General features: G+C 69.1%; 31 protein-coding genes. 19 read left to right on the top strand and 12 right to left on the bottom strand.

Features of this window, described 5'->3' with window-relative positions; genetic code table 11:
- Window positions 1-19: 19 nt before the first annotated feature.
- Genes ACOADB_RS01520 through ACOADB_RS01490 form a run of 7 tightly spaced genes read right to left on the bottom strand, consistent with a single transcriptional unit; the run spans window position 20 to window position 5,947 of the window.
- Window positions 20-733, bottom strand: a complete 714-nt coding sequence (locus ACOADB_RS01520; protein ID WP_378596146.1) for a hypothetical protein — start codon at window positions 731-733, stop codon at window positions 20-22.
- Entirely contained in the window at window positions 730-1,668 is a 939-nt protein-coding gene (locus ACOADB_RS01515; protein WP_378596145.1) for a vWA domain-containing protein, read from the bottom strand. Before ACOADB_RS01515 ends, ACOADB_RS01520 begins: the two co-directional genes overlap by 4 nt.
- Entirely contained in the window at window positions 1,665-2,711 is a 1,047-nt protein-coding gene (locus tag ACOADB_RS01510) for a VWA domain-containing protein (protein WP_378596144.1), read from the bottom strand. The genes ACOADB_RS01515 and ACOADB_RS01510 overlap by 4 nt, the downstream gene beginning before the upstream one ends.
- A complete protein-coding gene (locus ACOADB_RS01505; RefSeq protein WP_378596142.1) occupies window positions 2,708-3,190 on the bottom strand; it encodes a hypothetical protein in 483 nt (160 codons plus the stop codon). The genes ACOADB_RS01510 and ACOADB_RS01505 overlap by 4 nt, the downstream gene beginning before the upstream one ends.
- Window positions 3,174-4,064, bottom strand: coding sequence for a DUF58 domain-containing protein (locus ACOADB_RS01500; protein ID WP_378596141.1), 891 nt, complete (start codon window positions 4,062-4,064; stop codon window positions 3,174-3,176). Before ACOADB_RS01500 ends, ACOADB_RS01505 begins: the two co-directional genes overlap by 17 nt.
- Window positions 4,065-4,089: 25 nt before the next feature.
- A complete protein-coding gene (locus tag ACOADB_RS01495) occupies window positions 4,090-5,118 on the bottom strand; it encodes an AAA family ATPase (protein ID WP_378596140.1) in 1,029 nt (342 codons plus the stop codon).
- Window positions 5,119-5,134: 16 nt separating this feature from the next.
- Window positions 5,135-5,947, bottom strand: a complete 813-nt coding sequence (locus ACOADB_RS01490; protein WP_378596139.1) for an RDD family protein — start codon at window positions 5,945-5,947, stop codon at window positions 5,135-5,137.
- 37 nt (window positions 5,948-5,984) lie between these two features.
- Between ACOADB_RS01490 and ACOADB_RS01485 the strand changes: the two genes are divergently transcribed.
- A complete protein-coding gene (locus ACOADB_RS01485; RefSeq protein ID WP_378596138.1) occupies window positions 5,985-6,989 on the top strand; it encodes a stage II sporulation protein M in 1,005 nt (334 codons plus the stop codon).
- Between the two features lie 202 nt (window positions 6,990-7,191).
- Here ACOADB_RS01485 and ACOADB_RS01480 read toward each other — a convergent pair whose 3' ends face one another.
- From ACOADB_RS01480 to ACOADB_RS01460, 5 genes are read right to left on the bottom strand one after another with little or no spacing between them, the layout of a single operon-like run.
- The gene (locus ACOADB_RS01480; RefSeq protein ID WP_378596137.1) at window positions 7,192-8,517 is read right to left on the bottom strand and encodes a DUF58 domain-containing protein; all 1,326 of its coding nucleotides are present in this window, start codon (window positions 8,515-8,517) and stop codon (window positions 7,192-7,194) included.
- A gap of 7 nt (window positions 8,518-8,524) precedes the next feature.
- A complete protein-coding gene (locus ACOADB_RS01475) occupies window positions 8,525-9,517 on the bottom strand; it encodes an AAA family ATPase (RefSeq protein ID WP_378596136.1) in 993 nt (330 codons plus the stop codon).
- A complete protein-coding gene (locus tag ACOADB_RS01470; protein WP_378596135.1) occupies window positions 9,514-10,614 on the bottom strand; it encodes a DUF4350 domain-containing protein in 1,101 nt (366 codons plus the stop codon). The genes ACOADB_RS01475 and ACOADB_RS01470 overlap by 4 nt, the downstream gene beginning before the upstream one ends.
- Entirely contained in the window at window positions 10,611-11,252 is a 642-nt protein-coding gene (locus tag ACOADB_RS01465) for a DUF4129 domain-containing protein (protein WP_378596134.1), read from the bottom strand. Before ACOADB_RS01465 ends, ACOADB_RS01470 begins: the two co-directional genes overlap by 4 nt.
- On the bottom strand, window positions 11,249-12,397 hold the full coding sequence (locus ACOADB_RS01460; RefSeq protein WP_378596133.1) for a hypothetical protein: 1,149 nt from the start codon (window positions 12,395-12,397) through the stop codon (window positions 11,249-11,251). The genes ACOADB_RS01465 and ACOADB_RS01460 overlap by 4 nt, the downstream gene beginning before the upstream one ends.
- Window positions 12,398-12,870: 473 nt before the next feature.
- Here ACOADB_RS01460 and rpsJ point away from each other — a divergent pair, with 473 nt between their 5' ends.
- From rpsJ to rplR, 18 genes are all read left to right on the top strand, one after another.
- Complete coding sequence (rpsJ, locus tag ACOADB_RS01455; protein ID WP_007078637.1) at window positions 12,871-13,179, top strand: 30S ribosomal protein S10; 309 nt, start codon at window positions 12,871-12,873, stop codon at window positions 13,177-13,179.
- A 10-nt stretch (window positions 13,180-13,189) separates the two neighbouring features.
- Entirely contained in the window at window positions 13,190-13,840 is a 651-nt protein-coding gene (rplC, locus tag ACOADB_RS01450; RefSeq protein WP_182379745.1) for a 50S ribosomal protein L3, read from the top strand.
- A 5-nt stretch (window positions 13,841-13,845) separates the two neighbouring features.
- On the top strand, window positions 13,846-14,742 hold the full coding sequence (gene rplD / locus ACOADB_RS01445) for a 50S ribosomal protein L4 (RefSeq protein WP_378596132.1): 897 nt from the start codon (window positions 13,846-13,848) through the stop codon (window positions 14,740-14,742).
- 2 nt (window positions 14,743-14,744) lie between these two features.
- A complete protein-coding gene (gene rplW, locus ACOADB_RS01440; RefSeq protein ID WP_056708020.1) occupies window positions 14,745-15,047 on the top strand; it encodes a 50S ribosomal protein L23 in 303 nt (100 codons plus the stop codon).
- Entirely contained in the window at window positions 15,047-15,883 is an 837-nt protein-coding gene (gene rplB, locus ACOADB_RS01435) for a 50S ribosomal protein L2 (RefSeq protein WP_056708018.1), read from the top strand. The genes rplW and rplB overlap by 1 nt, the downstream gene beginning before the upstream one ends.
- A 12-nt stretch (window positions 15,884-15,895) precedes the next feature.
- Window positions 15,896-16,177: a 30S ribosomal protein S19 gene (rpsS, locus tag ACOADB_RS01430; RefSeq protein WP_056708017.1), complete on the top strand. Its 282-nt coding sequence runs from the start codon at window positions 15,896-15,898 to the stop codon at window positions 16,175-16,177.
- Window positions 16,174-16,605, top strand: a complete 432-nt coding sequence (gene rplV, locus ACOADB_RS01425; RefSeq protein ID WP_378596131.1) for a 50S ribosomal protein L22 — start codon at window positions 16,174-16,176, stop codon at window positions 16,603-16,605. Before rpsS ends, rplV begins: the two co-directional genes overlap by 4 nt.
- Complete coding sequence (gene rpsC, locus ACOADB_RS01420; protein ID WP_378596130.1) at window positions 16,605-17,438, top strand: 30S ribosomal protein S3; 834 nt, start codon at window positions 16,605-16,607, stop codon at window positions 17,436-17,438. Before rplV ends, rpsC begins: the two co-directional genes overlap by 1 nt.
- A gap of 3 nt (window positions 17,439-17,441) precedes the next feature.
- Window positions 17,442-17,861: a 50S ribosomal protein L16 gene (gene rplP / locus ACOADB_RS01415; RefSeq protein WP_056708012.1), complete on the top strand. Its 420-nt coding sequence runs from the start codon at window positions 17,442-17,444 to the stop codon at window positions 17,859-17,861.
- On the top strand, window positions 17,861-18,100 hold the full coding sequence (gene rpmC, locus ACOADB_RS01410; RefSeq protein ID WP_056708009.1) for a 50S ribosomal protein L29: 240 nt from the start codon (window positions 17,861-17,863) through the stop codon (window positions 18,098-18,100). Before rplP ends, rpmC begins: the two co-directional genes overlap by 1 nt.
- Window positions 18,100-18,381, top strand: coding sequence for a 30S ribosomal protein S17 (rpsQ, locus tag ACOADB_RS01405; RefSeq protein WP_378596129.1), 282 nt, complete (start codon window positions 18,100-18,102; stop codon window positions 18,379-18,381). The genes rpmC and rpsQ overlap by 1 nt, the downstream gene beginning before the upstream one ends.
- A 66-nt stretch (window positions 18,382-18,447) precedes the next feature.
- Window positions 18,448-18,816, top strand: a complete 369-nt coding sequence (rplN, locus tag ACOADB_RS01400) for a 50S ribosomal protein L14 (protein WP_017932847.1) — start codon at window positions 18,448-18,450, stop codon at window positions 18,814-18,816.
- Window positions 18,816-19,211: a 50S ribosomal protein L24 gene (rplX, locus tag ACOADB_RS01395; protein WP_378596128.1), complete on the top strand. Its 396-nt coding sequence runs from the start codon at window positions 18,816-18,818 to the stop codon at window positions 19,209-19,211. The genes rplN and rplX overlap by 1 nt, the downstream gene beginning before the upstream one ends.
- Window positions 19,211-19,792 carry a 50S ribosomal protein L5 gene (rplE, locus tag ACOADB_RS01390; protein ID WP_378596127.1) on the top strand — a complete coding sequence of 194 codons (582 nt, stop codon included), beginning with the start codon at window positions 19,211-19,213 and terminating at the stop codon, window positions 19,790-19,792. The genes rplX and rplE overlap by 1 nt, the downstream gene beginning before the upstream one ends.
- Window position 19,793: 1 nt before the next feature.
- Complete coding sequence (locus tag ACOADB_RS01385) at window positions 19,794-19,979, top strand: type Z 30S ribosomal protein S14 (protein WP_056151931.1); 186 nt, start codon at window positions 19,794-19,796, stop codon at window positions 19,977-19,979.
- A gap of 81 nt (window positions 19,980-20,060) precedes the next feature.
- On the top strand, window positions 20,061-20,465 hold the full coding sequence (gene rpsH / locus ACOADB_RS01380; RefSeq protein WP_056707995.1) for a 30S ribosomal protein S8: 405 nt from the start codon (window positions 20,061-20,063) through the stop codon (window positions 20,463-20,465).
- A gap of 26 nt (window positions 20,466-20,491) precedes the next feature.
- Window positions 20,492-21,031 (top strand): 50S ribosomal protein L6, encoded by a 540-nt coding sequence (rplF, locus tag ACOADB_RS01375; protein ID WP_378596126.1) that lies wholly within the window; start codon window positions 20,492-20,494, stop codon window positions 21,029-21,031.
- 1 nt (window position 21,032) lies between these two features.
- Window positions 21,033-21,416, top strand: a complete 384-nt coding sequence (rplR, locus tag ACOADB_RS01370; protein WP_056707991.1) for a 50S ribosomal protein L18 — start codon at window positions 21,033-21,035, stop codon at window positions 21,414-21,416.
- Window positions 21,417-21,433: the final 17 nt, after the last annotated feature.

Below are 21,433 nucleotides of genomic sequence, written 5' to 3'. Positions count from 1 at the left end.
TGATGAACCCGCAGCGGGCTCACCACGAGTTCGGGCGGTTGAAGTCGTCGTCGTACAGGTCCTGCTCGTCACGGCGCTGCTCCAGGCCCTCCTGGTTGTTGCGCTCGAGCTGCTCCTGCCGGGGGTCCTTCTTGCCGTCGTCCTCCCCGTCGCCCTCGTTGTCGGGCTGCTGGGGGTCCTGAGGGGGCGGGTCCTGCGGCTGGGTCTTCTGGATCTTGTTGCGGAGCCGGTCGTCGACCGTTGCGGCGTCGTCGCTCTGCTCGTCGCCGCGGCCGGAGTCGGTCGGGCAGGAGCCCTCGGCGAGGACGTCGATCCCGGCGTCCCACGCGAGGATCGCCTCATCGGTCTTCTTGGCCACCTGCAACGAGTCGCCGACGGCTTCGTGCACGAGTGCGAGGTTGATGCGCACCGTGCACTCGTCGCGGTGCGGCACGGTCTCGAGGGCGGTCTCGTAGGCGGTGATCGCGTCGGGCCAGGCGCCGTCGACGTACAGGGCGGTGCCCTCGTTGAAGAAGGCGACCCACGACTCGAACCAGTTGAGGCGCTGGTTGTCGGCGAACTGGGCGACCGCGCGGTCGAGGTCCTGGTCCTCGAAGGCGTCGCGTCCTGCGGAATTGTGCTGCAGCGTGAGGCCGACCTTGAGGCACCAGGCCAGCACCAGCAGGGCCGGGAGGATGCCGGCGACCAGCAGCACCCGGCGCAGCCGGCGGCGCGGGTTCGGAGGCTTCTTCACCGGGCTGCCCCCTTCGCGGACGGCGGCAACAGGGTGTTCCGTGCGGACCACACCCCGCGCCAGCCGGCCCGCAGCTCGGCGAGCACCAGGGCGAGCAGGATCAGGCCGAACAACCAGGTGAGGTCGTGCTTGGCCGGGAGGCCGTCACCACCTTCGCCGTCGACGTACGACGCCTCGAAGGACTCCGCGATCCCTGCGATGCCCGCGGTGCTGGTGCGGTGGGCGAACGCGACCCCGAGCTCGTCGGCGATCTTCTCGAGGTTCCCGAGGTCGGCCTTCGAGACCGCGCTCTGGTTGGTCTCCGGGTCCAGGACATAGCCCTCGTCGATGTCGAGGTCACTGGACGACGGCATCGTGGCGCCCTGCTCCGTGCCGTAGCCCAGCACGATGCCGCCCGCGATCAGGTCGGCGACGTCCCCGAAGGTGGGGTCGGCGCTGCCCTCGCCCTCGGCCGTGTCCTCTCCGTCGCCGACGTAGACCACGACCCGACGCCGCTCGGGCCGCTGCTCCTCGGCGCGCTTGAGGACCTCGGTCAGCTCGGGCACCGGCCGGTCGGCCCGGGACCCCTCGCCGTCCTGCGGGCCCTCGAGGTACACCGTGTCGACGGCCGACTCGAACGCGGTGACGTCCGTGCTGAACGGCAGTACCAGGCGCGCCTCGGCACCGAAGGTCAGCATCCCGAAGCGGGCACCCGGCAGGTCCTCGGCCAGTGCGACCAGGTCCGCCTTCACGCCGTTGATGCGCGGCTCGCGGTCGTCGAAGTCGAGGGCCGCCATGGATCGCGTGCGGTCCAGTACGACGAGTACGTCGACGTCGGCGAGCTGGGTCGGCGCATCGGCCTCACCGACGCCGGGGCGGAGCAGGACGAGGATGAACGTGAGCGCGATGCCGATCCGGCGCGCGACGACGAGGAACGTCGCAGTCGAGGGACTCATGGCGCGTCCTCGCGTCGTCGCCCGCGCAGTGCGATCACGGCTTCGGCGATCCACACGGCCACCAGGCCACCCAGGCCGATCCCGGTGATGGTGGTGCCCAGGGCCGGACGGTCCAGCACCTGCACCAGCGGCGGCTTGTCGATCTTCGTGGCCTCGAGGTCGCCGATCGCCTCGACCACCGCGGCCGCACTCCCGTCCTCGCCGAGGAGTGCGAAGGTCCCACCGGTGCTGGTCACCGCGTCGTCGAACAACCGCAGTGCGCTCGGCCGGTCGGCTGTCAGTGGTGCCGCGATGCCGTGCACCACGACGTCCTCGTCGGCCGCGAACTCGGCCGCGCCCGCGAGGTCGAAGATGCCTTCCCCGATCGGTTCGTTGTCGGACGCCAGCACGATCGCCCGGCTGCGGTCCTCGTCCTTGCGGTCGAACCGCTGCACGCAGGACGCCAGGCCGTCACCGAGCTGGGACTGCACCGACCAGTCGACGACGGTGCCGGCGGTGTAGATCGCGTAGGCGTCGCTGTAGATGCCACCCGTGCCGAAGGCCGCCTCGGCCTCGGTCAGCTGCTCGACCACGAAGTCGTAGTCGTCGGTCAACGGGAAGACCGTGATCGCGACGCCGCTCCAGATCGTGAGCCCGACCCGCTCGCCCTGCAGGCCGTCGACGATGGTCCGGAACTCACGCAGCACCTGTGCGTCGACCTCGGCCATCGATCCGGACGCGTCGAGGCACAGCATGATGTCGCGGGTCCGGTCGTCCTGCAGCGACGTCTGGCGTTCCTGGACCCGACCGGAGAGCACGATGGCTCCCGCGCAGGTCAGCAGCGCCGCGAGGGTCAGGCAGGTCCCGAGGATGACCTGGCGTCGTACCAGCGCCTGGTAGCGGGGGAGGGAGCGCAGGCGGTCGGTGTGCGCGACGTAGGCCGCCCCGGCCGGAGGACGGCCGCGGGTCCGCGCCCACCACACGAGCAGGCCGACGATGAGCAGGACCAGTACGGGCAGCATCCACGGCCAGCGGAACTCGCTGCCGCCGCTGTTCCAGGTCATGTCCACGTGCCCACCACGCTTCGGGCCTGCGCGACAGCGGTGTCGAAGGCGTTCTCGGCGAGCGTCGCGTCGGGGGCGAACTCCGGCGGATACATCACCTCGATGGCGTCCACGAGGTCCTGCGGTGCGCGTTCGCGGAAGTCGGCCAGTGCCATCGTCCGCGCCGGCAGCGTGGTGACCGTGGCGACGTATGCCCGGACGACCTCGCTGAGCTGCTGGTGCCCGTCACGCGGCGCCAGCGCTCCGGACCGGACCTGCGCGACGACCCGGTCGATGCGGGCGAGGTGCTCCTCCTGGGCCGTCGGTACGTCGACGTCGTGGCGCGCGATCGTCGGGACCCGTGGTGCGCGGGTGACCCACCAGGACACGAGGTAGTAGGCGACGACCAGGACGGCGAGCAGCAGGGCGAGCCACAGCCACCAGTCGGCGTACTCGACGGGACCGGTGAACTCCCCGGGCAGCTCATCTGCGGCGGGCATGGCGATGCCTTTCCAGCAGGCGGTAGACGGCGCTGATGGCCGACTCCGTGTCGCGGACCCGTTCGTGGACGACGCCGAGCTGCTCGAGCCGGCGGCGCAGCTGCTGCTCCTGGGTGCCGACGAGCGCGGCGTACTGGTCGCGCAGCTCGCGGTCGTGGCGCAACCAGCCCGGCACCTCGGCGCCCGCGTCGACATCGACGAGGCGACGGTCGGCGACGGCGGGCAGGGTCGGGTCGAGGTCGCCGATGGTCAGGAACAGCACCTCGTGCTGGGCAGTCAGCCGCCGCAGGACCTCGACGCTGTCCTCCGGCAGCGTGGCCTCGTCCGAGACGACGACCAGGATGGTGCGCCGCCGGACCGTGCGGGCGACGTAGCGCAGCAGGGCGGTGAGGTCGGACGGCGGACCGTCCGGTGCGATCGCGTCGTGGACGAGCCCCAGGAGTCGTTCGAGGTGGAGCTCGCTGCCCTCCGGCCGACGCGCGGACTGACGGGTCGCGTCGCCGTGGGCGAGCCCGACCAGGTCGCCGTGCTGCACGGCGAGGTAGCCCATGACGCCGGCGACGAAGACGGCGAGCTCGCGCTTGGAGACCGCTGCGTCGTTCATCGCGGCCATGCTGCGTCCCGTCGAGACGCACAGCAGGACGGTGTGCTTGCGTTCGGCGACGTACCGCTTGATCAGGAGCTGCCGGCTCCGGGCGGACGCCTTCCAGTCGATGTCCTTCACGTCGTCGCCACGGACGTACTCGCGCAGGTCGTTGAAGTCGATGCCGCGGCCGACATGGATCGCGGCGTACTCGCCATCGAGGAGTCCCCGCACCTTGCGGTGCGCGTGGACCGACAGTCGCGACTTGATGCGGGTCAGGTGCGCTGTCATGGGTGGATCACGGTCCCGGGGCCGGTCACGGGGTGGGGACTGCCCGGAAGACGGCGTCGATCACCGTCTCGGGCTGGACCCGGTCGGCCAGCGCCTCGAAGCTCAGGTGGATGCGGTGCCGCAGCACGCTGTGCCGCAGCTCGCGGACGTCCTCGGGGATGACGTAGTGGCGGCCCTGGACCACGGCCATCGCACGCGCCGCCTGGAAGAACGCGATCGAGCCACGCGGGCTGGCGCCGATGTCGACGTAGTTGCCGAGCTCGGGGCCGAGCAGCTGGCCGACGTTGCGGGTCGCCCGGATCAGGGAGACGACGTAGCGCTTGATCGCCGGGTCGACGTACACGCGACGGACGAGGGCCTGGATCCGGGCGATCTCGGCGGTCGTCACGACCGGCTCGATGTCGGTCATGTGCTGGCCCAGGGTGCCGTCGTCGATCCGCTCGAGGACCATCAGCTCGTCGTCCTCGCTGGGGTAGTCGACGATCTCCTTGAGCAGGAACCGGTCCATCTGGGCGTGGGGAAGGATGTAGGTGCCCTCCTCCTCGATGGGGTTCTGCGTGGCCAGGACCATGAACGGCTCGGGCAGCTTGTGGATGGTGCCGGCGATCGAGGTCTGCCGCTCCTGCATCGCTTCGAGCAGTGCGGACTGGGTCTTGGCGCTCGAGCGGTTGATCTCGTCGAGCAGGACGAAGTTGGCGTGCACCGGCCCGAGCTGGGTCTCGAACTCGTGGCGCCGCGGGTCGTAGACCTGTGTGCCGATGATGTCGCTCGGCAGGAGGTCGGGCGTGCACTGGATGCGGGCGAACTGCGCGTTGATGGCCTGCGCGAGGGTGGCCGACGCCAGCGTCTTGGCCAGGCCGGGGACGCTCTCGAGGAGCACGTGGCCCTCGGCGAGCAGTGTGACCAGCAAGGCGGTCCGCACCCGGTGCTGCCCGACGACGCGGCTCGAGAATGCCTCGGACACGCGGCGGATCGCCTCGGTCGCCTGCTCGAGCTCAGGAGCGGTCAGCGGGGCGCCGGAGGGCGCGGCGGGTGACTCGAAGGCCTCGATCATGCGCCAAACCTACTTCTCAGCCACCAGCGAGGAGCCGGGCGCGAAGGTCTTCGTCCCTGCGGAGGCGGGCCAGGTCGCGTTCACGGCGCTCCGCGATGATCGCGGCCAGCACCAGTTCCGGGGGAGCACCTGCCGGAGGAGCCGGCGCCACATGGGGCAGTACGTCGGCCAGGAGTGCCTCACCGACACGGACGCGGGAGACGGGGTCGATCGTTGGCAACCGGCCGAGGAACTGGCGCACCGCCAGGGCGGTGCCGGTGGGCAGGGTGCCGAGGTCGGTGCGCTTCGCCCAGGACGCCAACGCGGGCGGCATCGGCGGCGGATAGGGCAGGCGCAGGGGGACCCGGGCCCGGACGACGTAGGTCCCGGCTGCGTAGTCGCCCAGCCGCTTGCCCCGCGCGCTCAGCATGATCGAGAAGAACGCAGGCGCTCCGGAGAAGGCGTAGATCTCGACGAAGCCGATCAGGGCGCGCACGAGCGCGTGGTGGAAGCTGATCGGTCCGCCGTCGTCACGCACGGCCCGCAGGCCGAGGGCGAGCTTGCCGACGGACCGGCCGCGGGTGAGCGTCTCGACGGTCGTCGGGATGACCAGGAACGTCAGCACCGACGTGAGCACGATGGCCGCACCCGTGAGTGCGTCGTCCCCCGCCGGGAGCGTCGCGACGATCAGCACGATGAACAGCACGATGAAGGTGACCAGCGTGACGAGCACGTCGAGCATGCCGCTCGCGAGCCGCAGGCCGAGCGAGGCGGCCGGCAGGTCGAGCGCGACACCTTCACCGGTGACCAGGTCATCGGCGGTGACGGTGGCGAAGTCGGACGTGCTCATCGGCGTCAGCCTAATGACCGACCACTAAAGTGTGCGCGTGCCCCGCATCGACCTCGACGCCTACGTCGCGGCCCATTCGTATTCGTGGGTGCGCCTCGAGGAACTGGTCGCGCTCCGCAAGCGCACCGGCGCCGAGTCCGACGAGCTCGTCGACCGCTACCAGCAGGTCGCCACCCACCTGTCGGTCGTGCGTACGTCGGCGCCGGACGGTGAGCTCGTCGCCTACCTGTCGTCGCTGCTGGGACGGTCGCGGATCTCCATGCTGGCCTCGCGGGTGCCGACCTGGCGCGGCGTCGCGCGGTTCTTCACCGACCAGTTCCCGGCCGCGCTGTACCGGATGCGCTGGTGGTGGCTCAGCTGCCTGGCCGGCAACGTGGTCGTGATCGCGATCATGATGGTGTGGCTCGCCCACCACCCCGAGGTGGAGCAGAACCTGATCTCGCCGCAGGAGGTCGACCAGCTCGTCAACAGCGACTTCGAGAGCTACTACAGCGAGAACGCCGCCGGCGCGTTCGCCACCCACGTGTGGATCAACAACACCTGGGTCAGCGCGCTGTGCATCGCGCTGGGCATCCTCGGGTTCCCGGTGATCATGCTGCTGTTCACCAACATCGTGAACCTTGCGATCGTCGGCTCGATCATGACCCGCCACGACCGCGGGGAGCTGTTCTGGGGCCTGATCATCCCGCACGGCCTGCTGGAGCTCACCTGCGTCTTCGTCGCCGGCGGGGTCGGGTTGCGCCTGTTCTGGTCCTGGATCGAGCCCGGCCAGATCAGCCGGGCGGCGTCGCTGGCGCGGGCCGGACGCACGGCCGTCACGGTGGCCCTCGGTCTCGGCGTCGTGCTGGCGATCAGCGGCATGGTCGAAGGGTTCGTGACGCCGTCGCCCCTGCCGACGTGGGCACGGATCGCGATCGGCATCCTCGCCGAGGCGTTGTTCCTGGCCTACGTCTTCGTCATCGGCCGGGCCGCCGCAGGGCGTGGCGCGACCGGAGACATCGGCAACGACCTGCTCGAGGACCGGGTCGCGACCCAGGCCTGATTCCCTGGTTCACGCGCTGTTCGCCTACCGCAGGACGAAGCCGGCCCGGAGCCCGAGGGAGCGAGGGACGAGCGACCGAAGCGCAGGGAGGCGCCGTCCTGCGTGGCGACTGGCTTGCCGCCGTGTCAACCCAACCGACTCTTGGGGCAACTGCGCGCGCGGCAGCGCGGCGCGACGGAGGAGCGACTCGCTCGCGCCGTCGTTACAGCAGGCCCTGGGCCTTGAGGTGCAGGTAGTGGTCGGCCAGCGCCGGCGGCAGCTGCGCGGCATCCGCATCGACGACGTCGACACCCAGGCGGGCGAGCACGTCACGCATCCTCGACCGGCGAGCGAGCTCGTGCTCGGCCGCAGCAGCGCCGTACACGTCGTCGGCGGTGGGCGCTTCGTCCGGCGTCGCGAGCCGGTTGAGCTCGGGGTCGCGCACCGATGCGAGCACGACGCGGTGGTGGCGGGTCAGCACCGGGAGGACGGGGAGCAGGCCGTCGGAGATGGCGGACGGCTCCAGTGCCGTCAGGAGTACGACGAGAGCGCGTTGCCGTCCGAAGCCCTGGACCGCGCCGGCGAGCGCATCCCAGTCGGCCTCGACGAGCACGGGATCGAGGTCGGCCATCTGTTCCTGCAGGCGGGCCGCGACGTCACGCACGCCGTGGACCCGCTGGCGGGCCCGTACCCGGCGGTCGCCGGCCAGGAAGTCGATGCGGTCACCAGCGCGGGAGGCCAGGGCGCCGAGCAGCAGAGCGGCGTCCATCGCGGCGTCGAGGCGGGGCATGCCGTCGGCATCGTCGGCGCCGGCTTCGCGCGCGACGCGGCCGGCGGACGTGCGGGACGTGTCGAGCACGATCACCACCCGGCGGTCACGTTCGGGCTGCCAGGTCCGCACCACGACGTGCGGCGTGCGCGCCGATGCGCGCCAGTCGATCGAGCGGACGTCGTCGCCGCGGACGTACTCGCGCAGGGAGTCGAACTCGGTGCCCTGCCCGCGGACCCGGACGGCCGCGCGGCCGTCGAGGTCACGGAGTCGGGCGAGACGCGAGGGCAGGTGCTTGCGCGACTCGAAGGGTGGCAGTGCGCGGACCGTGCCCGGGACGTCGTACGTCTGCTGGAGGGCGGACAGGCCGAGGGGGCCCCACGACCGGATGGTGACGCCGTGGGCCCGGAGGTCGCCGCGACGCCGGGGGAGCAGGGGCGTCGTCAGGCGCTCCTGCCCGGTGGGCGGCAGCCGGAAGCGGTGCCGGTTGTCGGTCGCGCCCGCCGAGGGCTGCCATGCGTCACGCACGTGCAGGTGGAGGCGGCGGGTTCCGTCGTTGGTCAGCACGAGCCCGGCGGTGGCCGGGTCGCCGAGCCGGACCGTCCCCGGTTGGCGGCGGGTGATGCCGACGGTCCGCGGGCGCGGGGTCAGGAGCAGGTCGATCCCCACCAGGAGCAGCACGCCGAGCAGCCACAGGGCGACCGTGCTCGGGAACGGGCGCAGCAACACCGCTCCGAGCCCCAGCAGGAGCAGGAGCGGTACGCGCCCGGAGATCACCATCGGGTGCCTAGCGCGGGACCGGGACCGAGGCGATGGCCGAGCCCAGCACCTGGGTGACGTCGACGCCCTCGAGCTCGGCCTCGGGGCGGAGGCCGAGACGGTGCACCAGCGCCGCCTGGGCGAGCGCCTTGACGTCGTCGGGCGTCACGAAGTCGCGACCCGAGAGCCACGCCCACGCACGCGCCGCGCGCAGCAGGGCGGTCGCACCACGCGGGCTGACGCCGAGGGACAGGGACGGCGACTGACGGGTGGCCCGCGCGATGTCGACGATGTACGTCGCCACCTCGGGGGAGACCTGGACCGTCTTGACCGCGGCCTGGCCGGCCTCGAGGTCGGCACCGCTGGCGACCGGCTGGACCCCGGCACCGGCGACGTCGCGCGGGTCGAAGCCGTCCGCGTGGCGGGTCAGGATGGTGATCTCCTGGTCGCGCGGCGGGATCGGGAGCACGACCTTCAGCAGGAAGCGGTCGAGCTGTGCCTCGGGCAGCGGATAGGTGCCCTCGAACTCGACCGGGTTCTGGGTGGCGGCCACCAGGAACGGACGGGGCAGCGGCCGCGTCACGCCGTCGGCGGAGACCTGGCCCTCCTCCATCGCCTCGAGCAACGCCGACTGCGTCTTCGGGGGTGTCCGGTTGATCTCGTCGGCGAGCAGCAGGTTGGTGAAGATCGGTCCCTCGCGGAAGCTCAGCTCACCCGCCGTGGAGTCGATGACGAGCGATCCGGTGATGTCACCGGGCATCAGGTCGGGCGTGAACTGCACGCGTCGGGTCTCCACCGACAGGCTCGCGGCAAGGGTGCGCACGAGCAAGGTCTTGGCCGTTCCGGGCACGCCCTCCATGAGCACGTGGCCGCCGCAGAGCAGCGCGACGAGGAGCCCGGACACCGCAGCGTCCTGGCCGACGACGGCCTTGCCCACTTCCTGGCGCACGGCCAGGAGTCGTTCGCGCACCGCCTGGTCGTCGGTTCGGGACGGGGCCGGGGATCCAGCGGTTGAGGTCATCCGCGTCGTACCTCTCTTCTCAATCGGGTGAGCGCCTGGGCGAGCCCGACCAGGTCGTGGTCGCTCGCTGGGGGGAACTGGTCATCGTTCAGCAGTGCGTCGATCGCCTCGACACGGGCGTCGAGGTGCAGGGCCGTCGCCTCGATCACCGCGCCCGGCGGGGTGCGGCGATCCAGGCCGAGTCGTACGGCGAGGTCGGCGCGCGCCGCGCGGCGCAGGGCACGGGCGACGTGCTGGCGGTCGCCACTACGGCGGTACATCCGGCCCCGGCTGTGCGCGGTCTCGACCGCACGCACCACCACGGGCAGCGGTTCGGTCGACAGCGGGCCGAGCCGACGGAAGCGCCAGAGGATCAACGCGATCACCGCCAGGGCGCCGAGCCAGATGCCGGGACCGATCCACCGGGGGATCAGCGACGTGAGGGTGACCGCATCGTCGGACGCCGGGTCGGCCAGGTCGGGCACGTACCAGACCACGCGGTCGGTAGCGCCGAGCAGGCGGAGACCGACGGCGGCGTTGTCGGCCCGCAGGACCTGGTCGTTGCTCAGCGCCTGGCCCGCTCCGAAGAGCACCAGTCGGTCCGTCTCGACGAGGACCGAGCCGCCGCCGGTGCGGAAGCACGTCTGGCCGTCCCCTCGGTACGCCGTCAGCTGGTCGACCTCCAGCGTCAGCCCACCCACCGCCAGGTCGCAGTCGGCACGGACCTTCGTGTCGGACACCGAGGTCAGGTCGAGGCTGCGGTCGATCTCCTCCAGCACGACGTACGACGGTTCGACCAGCACCAGTCGCCCCGGGGCCGCCTTGTCGCGGAGTCGTTCGAGAGTGCCCGGCGACAGGTACTCGGTGCTCGTCACGACCACCGTCGTCGACTCGTCCACCGTCGCCTCGTCGAGCGCAGCAGCCGACCGCACGATCGTGAGGTCCACGCCCTCGTCCTCGAGCACGCGGGCGATCGCCTGGCCGCCCTCGGGCGCGGGATTGCGGGGGTCCAGCGCGTCGGGGTGCGTCTCGGCATCCCGCGACGACCAGAGGGCGACGCCCAGCGCGAGCGCCAGCGCAAGGGCGATCAGTACCCAGCCCGGGGGACGACGCTTCATCGGCGGGCCGCCCGCCCGGCGAGGGTGTCGTCGAGCGCCAGCAGCTCGCGCGCCTGTTCGTCGGTGGCCGGCCGGTCGCCGTACAGGACCTGGTCGAAGAGGTCGGCGCCCCGCCTGACGGCTGGTCCGTGATCGGGGAAGACGACGGCGAGGGCACCCGCGAGCTCGTGGGCGGTGGCCTGGGGCATGTCGTCGATGCGGCCGCGTTCGATCTGGCGCAACGCGGTCGCGCGGAACGCGTCGATCAGGGCCGCGACCGGGTCCTCGGCCGCGAGCGCGGCCTCCGCACGGGCGCGCAGTTCATCGGCGGTGATCGCCTCGTCCGTCAGTGCACCGGTGGGCGCCTTGTCCGCACGGGCGGTACGGCGGGCGCGGGAGACGATGAGCATGGTCGCCGTCAGGAGCAGGAGGGCGACCAGGATCGCGATCGCCACCGTGAGGGGAGGCGAGCTGGACGCTGCACCGATGCTGTCGTTGATCGCTCGGTTGAGCCAGTTGTTGATCCGGTCAAAAAGGTTTGCGTCGTAGTACTCCGGACGCGCGAGCTCGCGGCGCAGCTGACCGCGCGCCTCGTCACCGCTCGGGTCGAGCGGTGGGTCGAGACGACCGATCAACGGCACCACGAGCGCAGCGATCATGCGGCGATGATTCCTGCCTCACGCATCAGCTCGACGTCCAGGGCCTCCTTGCGCATGCGCAGGTCGACGTACTGGACGGAGGTGACCGCCGCGGCGAAGGGCGCCACGAACGCGTTGCTGGCGACCAGGGCGATGGCCTGCGTCACGACGATGATCAGCGCGGCGTAGTCGAGGAAGGCAAGAGACGCCAGCTGTCCCACCACGCTGATCGGTGTCGAGAGCATGCTCCCGCCGACCTGCGTGACCAGGACCGTCAGAAGCGCAATGCCGAAGGTGCGCCAGAACTGCCGCGACGTGAGGAGCCAGCCTCGGCCGATCGCACCGAAGACACCGACGGGCTCCAGCATCAGCGCGGGGACCGGCAGGTAGTAGAAGCGCACCCACAGCCAGCAGCAGAGGGCGATGAAGGCCGGAACGGTGACCAGGCCCCACAGCACGATCGGCCAGGCGGTTGGGCTGACGAGTACGACGGCCACCCACAAGAAGATGTACACGATGGTCATCAGGAGGAACGCCATGTTGATCACGACAGTGAGCCCGATCAGCCGCCACCGCTTGCCGTGAGTTGCGTCCCAGGCCTCGCGGAGCCCGAGGCGCCGTCCGACGGCCGCGGCGCGGGTGACGTGGACGATCATGCCTGTCACCAGGGTCACTCCGACGAGGGCCAGGACGACCGAGAGCAGCAGTGAGCCGTAGGCGGCGAGCAGTCCAAGGGCGTCGGCAACGTCGGTATCGGGGTTGGTCTCGCTCGTCGCGTCGAGCGACAGGCCCACCGTGAAGGTGAGGACCGCGGTGATCGCCACCGGGATGATCATCGCCACCGCGGTGACCATGACTGCGGCACCGACCGTCGCCTTCGGGTTGAACCGGATGATCCGGAAGGCGCCGTCATAGATGCTGCCGAGCGTGAGCGGTCGCAGCGGGAAGGCCCCGGGCTTGTGGGCAGCGCCCAGCACCAGGCCCGGGGGAGGGCCGCCCGCCCGTCCCGCGGTGGGGTACGTCGACCACGGGGCACCTGCAGCGCCGGGAGCCGGGGGAGCAGCGGTGGGAGCGGCGCCCGGCGGGGCGTAGCCGGCGTGGTTCGGCAGCGGGTCTTCCGGCGGCGGGGCACCCGGGGGCGGGTACTGCGACGGGCCGTCGGTCATCGTTCTCCCTCGGATGGCACGGTGGATCGGGCGGTGCGGACATCCTTGCATCCGCCGTGGAACGGGCTCCGCCAGCGACCTGCCTCGTAAATTTGGTGGGGCCGGGGGGACTCTGCCAAGATGTTCCGGTTGCCCCGATGGGTTTGTCGGGGTGCGAGCAACACCTTGACTTCTGAATCGTGTCTCCCACGCGGAGTGATCGGATCTGTGATCCGGTCTGTGCCGCTGCGAGCGTGTTTCGGTCGTCGACGTTGGTCGCACCGCACGCCACCGGATCTTCCACCAGGGAGTTCGGGGGTGAGACCCGATTCAGGTAACAACAGCTCCGCTTCTCCATGCCAGCACTCAGGGCATGGCGAGGGAACGATGTGTGTGCCGGTCAAACGGCGCGACACGCCCGACCTCGGGGGTCGGAGCTGCCAACAGATTTGACCGGCCCGGTACGTACGACACGAAAAGGACGAGAGAGACCTATGGCGGGACAGAAGATCCGCATCAGGCTCAAGGCCTATGACCACGAGGTGATCGACACCTCGGCGCGCAAGATCGTCGACACGGTGACCCGCACGGGTGCCAAGGTCGCCGGCCCGGTGCCGCTGCCGACCGAGAAGAACGTCTTCTGTGTCATCCGGTCGCCGCACAAGTACAAGGACTCGCGCGAGCACTTCGAGATGCGCACGCACAAGCGCCTCATCGACATCATCGACCCCACGCCGAAGACCGTCGACAGCCTCATGCGCCTCGACCTGCCGGCCGGTGTCGACATCGAGATCAAGCTCTGAGGTTGTTGAGATGACATTCGAACGCAACGTGAAGGGTCTGCTGGGCACCAAGCTCGGCATGACCCAGCTGTGGGACGAGAACAACCGCGTCGTCCCGGTGACCGTGATTGCTGCAAGCACCAACGTCATCACCCAGGTCCGCCAGCCCGAGCCGGACGGCTACAACGCCATCCAGATCGGCTTCGGCGAGATCGAAGGCCGCAAGGTCAACAAGCCGCAGGCCGGCCACTTCGCGAAGGCCGGCACCACGCCGCGCCGCCACGTGGTCGAGATCCGCACCGCTGACGCCTCCGAGTACACCGTTGGCCAGGAGCTGGCCGTTGACACCTTCGAGGCCGGCCAGGTCATCGACGTCACCGGCACCAGCAAGGGCAAGGGTTTCGCCGGTGTCATGAAGCGTCACGGCTTCCACGGTGTCGGTGCCTCGCACGGTGCCCACCGCAACCACCGCAAGCCCGGCTCGATCGGCGCGTGCGCCACGCCGGGTCGTGTCTTCAAGGGCATGCGGATGGCCGGTCGCATGGGTAGCGACACGGTCACGACGCAGAACATCACTGTTCACGCCGTCGACGTCGAGAAGGGCCTTGTGCTCCTCAAGGGTGCCGTTCCCGGCCCCAAGGGTGGCGTCGTCGTCCTCCGCACGGCAGCGAAGAAGGGCTGATCGACATGGCCAAGACCGTTTCCGTTGACCTTCCCGCCGAGATCTTCGACGCCGAGGTCAACGTTCCCCTCATCCACCAGGTCGTTGTTGCCCAGCAGGCAGCAGCGCGCCAGGGCACGCACTCGACCAAGCGTCGGGGCGAGGTCCGCGGCGGTGGCCGCAAGCCTTACAAGCAGAAGGGCACCGGCCGCGCCCGTCAGGGCTCGACCCGCGCGCCGCAGTTCGCCGGTGGTGGCATCGTCCACGGGCCGCACCCGCGCGACTACAGCCAGCGCACCCCCAAGAAGATGAAGGCCGCCGCCCTGCGCGGAGCCCTCTCCGACCGGGCGCGCAACGAGCGGATCCACGTGGTCGACGCCCTGGTCACCGGCGAGAAGCCGTCGACCAAGGCTGCGCTCACCTCGCTGCTGGCCCTCACCGACCGCCGCAAGTTCCTCGTGGTGCTCGAGCGGACCGACAGCGTCACCTGGCTCTCGCTGCGCAACGCGCCCGAGGTGCACATCGTGGCCGTCGACCAGCTCAACACCTACGACGTCCTCGCGAGCGACGACATCGTCTTCAGCAAGGCCGCCTTCGACCTGTTCGTCGCCGGTGGCTCCGTTGAGGCCGCTCCCAAGGCTGCGAAGGCCCCCAAGGCTGAGAAGGCCCCCAAGGCGAAGGCCGAGCCGGTTGCGCTCGTCGACGCCGAGGCCGTCACCGCCGAGTTGCCCACGGGCGCGAAGGCCCCGCTGAAGAGCGGCGCCGCGCCGAAGGGCTACGAGGTCAAGGGCAACGCCGACTCGGGCCTCTACCACGAGCCCGACGGCCAGTGGTACGACGCCACGGTCGCCGAGTTCTACTTCAAGTCCGCCGAGGACGCCGAGGCCGCTGGCTTCAAGCGTGCCGGTTCGAAGGAGGCCTGAGCATGAGCACCCTGCACAAGGACCACCGCGACGTTCTGATCGCGCCGGTCGTGTCCGAGAAGAGCTACAGCCTCCTCGACAACAACAAGTACACGTTCGTCGTGCGCCCTGACGCCAACAAGACCGAGATCAAGATCGCGGTCGAGAAGATCTTCGGTGTCAAGGTCACCTCGGTGAACACCCTCAACCGCACGGGCAAGGTCCGTCGGACCAAGCACGGCCTTGGCAAGCGCAAGGACACCAAGCGCGCCATCGTCAGCCTGGCTGAGGGCCACCGCATCGACATCTTCGGAGGTCAGGCCTGATGGCTATCCGCAAGTACAAGCCGACTACCCCGGGCCGTCGTGGCTCGTCGGTCGCCGACTTCGCCGAGATCACCCGCACCACGCCGGAGAAGTCGCTCACGCGTCCGCTCCCGAAGAAGGGTGGCCGCAACAACCAGGGACGCATCACCACGCGTCACCAGGGTGGCGGTCACAAGCGGGCCTACCGGATCATCGACTTCCGTCGCTACGACAAGGACGGCGTGCCGGCCAAGGTCGCTCACATCGAGTACGACCCCAACCGGACCGCCCGCATCGCGCTGCTGCACTACGCCGATGGCGAGAAGCGCTACATCGTGGCGCCGAAGGACCTGACCCAGGGCATGCGCGTCGAGTCGGGAGTCGGTGCTGACATCAAGCCCGGCAACAACCTGCCGCTGCGCAACATCCCGGTCGGTACGACGATCCACTGTGTCGAGCTCCGCCCCGGTGGCGGCGCCAAGATGGCCCGCTCCGCTGGCAACAGCGCGCAGCTGGTCGCCCGTGAGGGTTCCCGCGCCACGCTGCGTCTGCCCTCGGGCGAGATGCGGTTCGTCGACGTGCGCTGCCGCGCCACCGTCGGTGAGGTCGGCAACGCCGAGCAGTCCAACATCAACTGGGGCAAGGCCGGCCGCATGCGCTGGAAGGGCAAGCGCCCGACCGTCCGCGGTGTCGTCATGAACCCGGTCGACCACCCGCACGGTGGTGGTGAGGGCAAGACGTCCGGTGGTCGTCACCCCGTCTCCCCGTGGGGCAAGCCCGAGGGCCGTACGCGCAAGCGCAAGGCCAGCGACTCCCAGATCATTCGCCGCCGCAAGTCCGGCAAGAACAAGCGCTGAAGGAACTGAAAGATGCCTCGCAGCCTCAAGAAGGGCCCCTTCATCGACGGCCACCTCCTCAAGAAGGTGGACGCCGAGAACGACAAGGGCACTCACAACGTCATCAAGACCTGGTCGCGCCGGTCCATGATCATCCCCTCGATGATCGGCCACACGATTGCGGTCCACGACGGGCGCAAGCACGTTCCGGTCTTCGTGTCTGACTCGATGGTCGGCCACAAGCTGGGCGAGTTCGCCCCGACCCGCACCTACCGCGGACACGTCAAGGAAGACCGAAAGGGGCGCCGTCGATGAGCACCACCGAGCGCCACCGCACGAGCGCGCGCCGGGAGTCGATCCTGGGCGACGAGCCGGGTGCCTACGCCTCCGCGCGTTACGTCCGGATCACCCCGATGAAGGCCCGTCGCGTCATCGACATGGTCCGCGGCCTGCCCGCTGACGATGCCCTGACCCTGCTGCAGTTCGCACCGCAGTCGGCGTCGACCACGATCTTCAAGGTGCTGCAGAGCGCCGTCGCGAACGCCGAGACCACCGAGGGCCTGCCCACGGGCGACCTGGTCGTCTCCGTGGCGCGTGTCGACGAGGGTCCGACGATGAAGCGCTGGCGTCCCCGTGCGCAGGGCCGGGCCACCCGGATCAACAAGCGCACCAGCCACATCACCATCGCGGTTCAGCCCGCCGACGTCGTCGAAGCGAAGACCAAGAAGGGGGCCAAGAAGTAATGGGCCAGAAGATCAACCCGAACGGCTTCCGCCTCGGCATCTCGACCGACCACAAGTCGCGTTGGTACGCCGACAAGCTGTACAAGGCCTACGTCGGAGAAGACGTCGCGATCCGCAAGCTGCTCAGCAAGGGCATGGAGCGGGCCGGTATCTCCAAGGTCGAGATCGAGCGCACCCGTGACCGGGTTCGCGTCGACATCCACACTGCGCGTCCCGGCATCGTCATCGGTCGCCGCGGCGCCGAGGCCGACCGGATCCGTGGCGAGCTCGAGAAGCTCACCGGCAAGCAGGTCCAGCTGAACATCCTCGAGGTCAAGAACCCCGAGATCGACGCTCAGCTCGTTGCCCAGGGTGTTGCCGAGCAGCTCTCCGGTCGCGTGCAGTTCCGTCGTGCGATGCGCAAGGCCATGCAGACCTCGATGCGTTCCGGTGCCAAGGGCATCCGGATCCAGTGCTCGGGTCGTCTCAACGGCGCCGAGATGTCGCGCACCGAGTTCTACCGCGAGGGTCGCGTTCCGCTGCACACGCTGCGTGCCGACATCGACTACGGCTTCTACGAGGCCAAGACCACCTTCGGCCGTATCGGCGTGAAGGTCTGGATCTACAAGGGCGAGGTTGCCGGCACACGTGCCGAGCGCCAGGCCCAGGCTGCTGCTCGCGCCGGTGTCCCCGGTCGCGGCGCTGGCCGTCCCACCCGTGGTGGTGAGCGTCCGACCCGTGGGTCGCGCGCCGACCGCCCGACTCGCTCCGAAGCGCCCTCTGACGCCGCTGCCGCCCCGGCCGCTGCTCCCGAGGCGGCTGCTGCGGAGCCGACCACCGGATCGGAGTCCTGAGCCATGTTGATGCCCCGTCGCGTCAAGCACCGCAAGCAGCACCACCCGAAGCGTCGCGGTGCTGCCAAGGGTGGCACGTCGCTCGCGTTCGGTGACTTCGGTATCCAGGCGATCGAAGGTCACTACGTGACCAACCGTCAGATCGAGTCCGCGCGTATTGCGATGACCCGTCACATCAAGCGTGGTGGAAAGGTGTGGATCAACATCTACCCCGACCGTCCGCTGACCAAGAAGCCGGCTGAGACCCGCATGGGTTCCGGTAAGGGCTCGCCCGAGTGGTGGGTCGCCAACGTCAAGCCCGGCCGTGTCATGTTCGAGCTGTCCGGTGTCTCGGAGGATGTCGCCCGCGAGGCGATGCGCCGGGCCATCCACAAGCTGCCCATGAAGTGCCGCTTCATCACGCGAGAGGCTGGTGAGTTCTGATGGCTATCAACGCCACTGCTGCTCACGAACTGGACGAGCTCAACGACGTCGACCTCGAGGCCAAGCTGCGCGAGGCCAAGGAGGAGCTGTTCAACCTGCGATTCCAGGCGGCCACCGGCCAGCTGGAGAGCCACGGACGGCTCCGTACGGTCAAGAAGGACATTGCCCGGATCTACACCGTGGTGCGCGAGCGCGAGCTCGGGATTCGTACCGCTCCGGGTGCCGAGGAGGAGAACTGATGGCTGAGCAGACTGAGCAGACCGACACCGCCCGCAACGCGCGCAAGACCCGCGAGGGCCTCGTGGTCAGCGACAAGATGGACAAGACCGTCGTCGTGACCGTCGAGGACCGCGTCAAGCACGCGCTCTACGGCAAGGTCATGCGGCGCACCAGCCGTCTGAAGGCGCACGACGAGCAGAACGACTGCGGCGTCGGCGACCGTGTCCTCATCATGGAAACCCGCCCGCTGTCTGCCACCAAGCGCTGGCGCGTGGTGGAGATCCTCGAGCGCGCGAAGTAAATCCGTTCGGCCAGGCTCGATCGCCTGTGAGCGATCGAGAACCGGCACGACAACCAGGAGAAATCGATGATTCAGCAGGAGTCGCGACTCAAGGTCGCCGACAACACCGGTGCGAAGGAAATCCTTTGCATCCGGGTGCTTGGCGGCTCCGGTCGTCGCTACGCCGGGATCGGTGACGTCATTGTCGCCACCGTCAAGGACGCCATTCCCGGCGGCAACGTGAAGAAGGGTGACGTCGTCAAGGCCGTCATCGTGCGCACCGTCAAGGAGCGCCGCCGCCCCGACGGTTCGTACATCCGTTTCGACGAGAACGCTGCGGTGATTCTCAAGAACGATGGCGAGCCCCGTGGAACCCGCATCTTCGGCCCCGTCGGCCGTGAGCTGCGAGAGAAGAAGTTCATGAAGATCATCTCGCTCGCGCCGGAGGTGCTGTGATGGGTGCCCGCAAGAAGGCGGAGCAGGTCCGCAAGAAGCCCAACCTGCATGTCAAGAAGGGCGACACCGTCAAGGTCATCGCCGGCAAGGACAAGGGCGCCGAAGGCAAGATCATCAAGGTGATCCGCGAGGACAGCCGCGTGATCGTCGAGGGTGTCAACCGGATCAAGAAGCACACCAAGGTCGTTGACCAGGGTGGGCGTTCGGGCAACACCGGCGGCATCATCACCACCGAGGCCCCGATCCACGTGTCCAACGTGATGCTCGTCGAGGGTGACGGCGTGACCCGGACCGGCAGCAAGCGGGTCGAGGTCACCAAGCGTCGCCCGGACGGCTCGGAGTACGCGTCGACGCGTAGCGTCCGTATCTCCCGCAAGACCGGGAAGGAAATCTGATGACGGAGTCCACCGACGTCGAGGTCGCCGAGAAGGTGTACCCGCGTCTCAAGACCAGGTACCGCGAGGAGATCCTCCCCGCCCTGCGTACCGAGTTCGAGATCGCCAACGTCATGCAGGTGCCCGGCCTGACCAAGATTGTGGTCAACATGGGTGTCGGCGAGGCCGCGCGTGACTCGAAGCTGATCGAGGGCGCGATCCGCGACCTCACCGCGATCACCGGCCAGAAGCCGTCGGTCACGAAGGCCCGCAAGTCGATCGCCCAGTTCAAGCTGCGTGAGGGCATGCCGATCGGCACGCACGTCACGCTGCGCGGCGACCGCATGTGGGAGTTCCTCGACCGCCTGCTCTCGCTGGCGCTGCCCCGTATCCGCGACTTCCGGGGCCTCTCGCCCAAGCAGTTCGACGGCCGTGGCAACTACACGTTCGGTCTGACCGAGCAGGTCATGTTCCACGAGATCGACCAGGACAAGGTCGACCGTCAGCGGGGCATGGACATCACCATCGTCACCACGGCGACCAACGACGAGCAGGGACGGGCGCTGCTCAAGCACCTCGGCTTCCCGTTCAAGGAGAACTGACATGGCGAAGACTGCGCTCAAGGTCAAGGCCGCTCGCAAGCCCAAGTTCGCTGTCCGCGGTTACACCCGCTGCCAGCGCTGTGGCCGCCCGAAGTCGGTCTACCGCAAGTTCGGCCTGTGCCGGATCTGCCTGCGGGAGATGGCCCACCGCGGCGAACTGCCCGGCGTCACCAAGTCCTCTTGGTGAGCTGAGACCACATCATCACAACGTTGCAGGTCCGCCCGCCGCTTGAGCTGACGGAAACCGCAGCAGAAGGAAACACACATCATGACGATGACTGACCCGATCGCAGACATGCTCACGCGTCTGCGCAACGCCAACCAGGCGTACCACGATGCGGTGACCATGCCGTACAGCAAGCTCAAGGAAGGCGTCGCGGAGATCCTCCGCCAGGAGGGGTACATCACCTCCTTCGCCGTTGCCGACAACGAGAACGGCGTCGGCAAGCTGCTGACCGTCACCCTCAAGTACGGCCGCAACCGCGAGCGCTCGATCGCCGGCGTCCGCCGGATCAGCAAGCCCGGCCTCCGGGTGTACGCCAAGCACACCGGCCTCCCGAAGGTCCTCGGTGGCCTCGGCGTCGCGATCATCTCGACCAGCCAGGGCCTGCTGACTGACCGTCAGGCCAACCAGAAGGGCGTGGGTGGGGAAGTCCTCGCCTACGTCTGGTGACCAGGGAAAGTTAGGAGAGAGAAACTATGTCGCGCATCGGCAAGCTCCCCGTCCCGGTCCCCGCGGGCGTCAATGTCCAGATCGACGGCGCCACCGTGAACGTCCAGGGCCCCAAGGGCAGCCTGAGCCACACGGTGATCGCCCCGATCACCGTCCAGCAGGGTGAGGGCGTCCTCGACGTCATCCGCCCCGACGACGAGCGGTTGTCCAAGGCCTACCACGGTCTGTCCCGGACGCTCATCAACAACATGGTCGTCGGTGTCACCGAGGGCTACGAGAAGAAGCTCGAGATCGTCGGCGTGGGTTACCGCGTCATCTCGAAGGGCCCGACCCAGCTGGAGTTCCAGCTCGGTTACTCCCACGTGATCATCTTTGACGCTCCGGAAGGCATCACCTTCGTGGTGGAGAGCCCCACCAAGCTCTCAGTGGTCGGAATCGACAAGCAGTTGGTCGGCGAGGTTGCCGCCAACATCCGCAAGCTTCGCAAGCCCGAGCCGTACAAGGGCAAGGGTGTCCGGTACTCCGGCGAACACGTCCGCCGCAAGGTCGGAAAGGCTGGTAAGTGACATGGCGATCACTCTGAAGCACCAGCGGAACCTCTCTGCGCGCGCATCCTCACGGTTGCGTCGCCAGATCCGGGGCCGCAAGAAGATTTCCGGCACTGCCGCGCGTCCGCGCCTGGTGGTCACCCGGTCGACGAAGCACATCACCGCCCAGGTCGTCGACGACCTGGTCGGAAAGACCCTGGCCTCTGCCTCGACCCTCGAGGGCGACCTGCGTTCCCTCGCGGGCGACAAGACGGCCAAGGCCAAGAAGGTCGGCGAGCTTGTCGCCGCCCGCGCCAAGGAACTCGGCGTTGAGTCGGTCGTCTTCGACCGGTCCGGCAACAAGTATCACGGCCGCATCGCGGCCCTGGCTGATGGCGCCCGCGAGGGCGGCCTGACCTTCTGACCGCGAACAGGACTGAG

It is taken from the genome of Nocardioides sp. CPCC 206348 (assembly GCF_048654705.1).
Classification (GTDB): Bacteria; Actinomycetota; Actinomycetes; order Propionibacteriales; family Nocardioidaceae; genus Nocardioides.
Note: the sequence above shows the minus strand (reverse complement) of the source record. Positions and strands in the feature narration are given on the sequence as shown.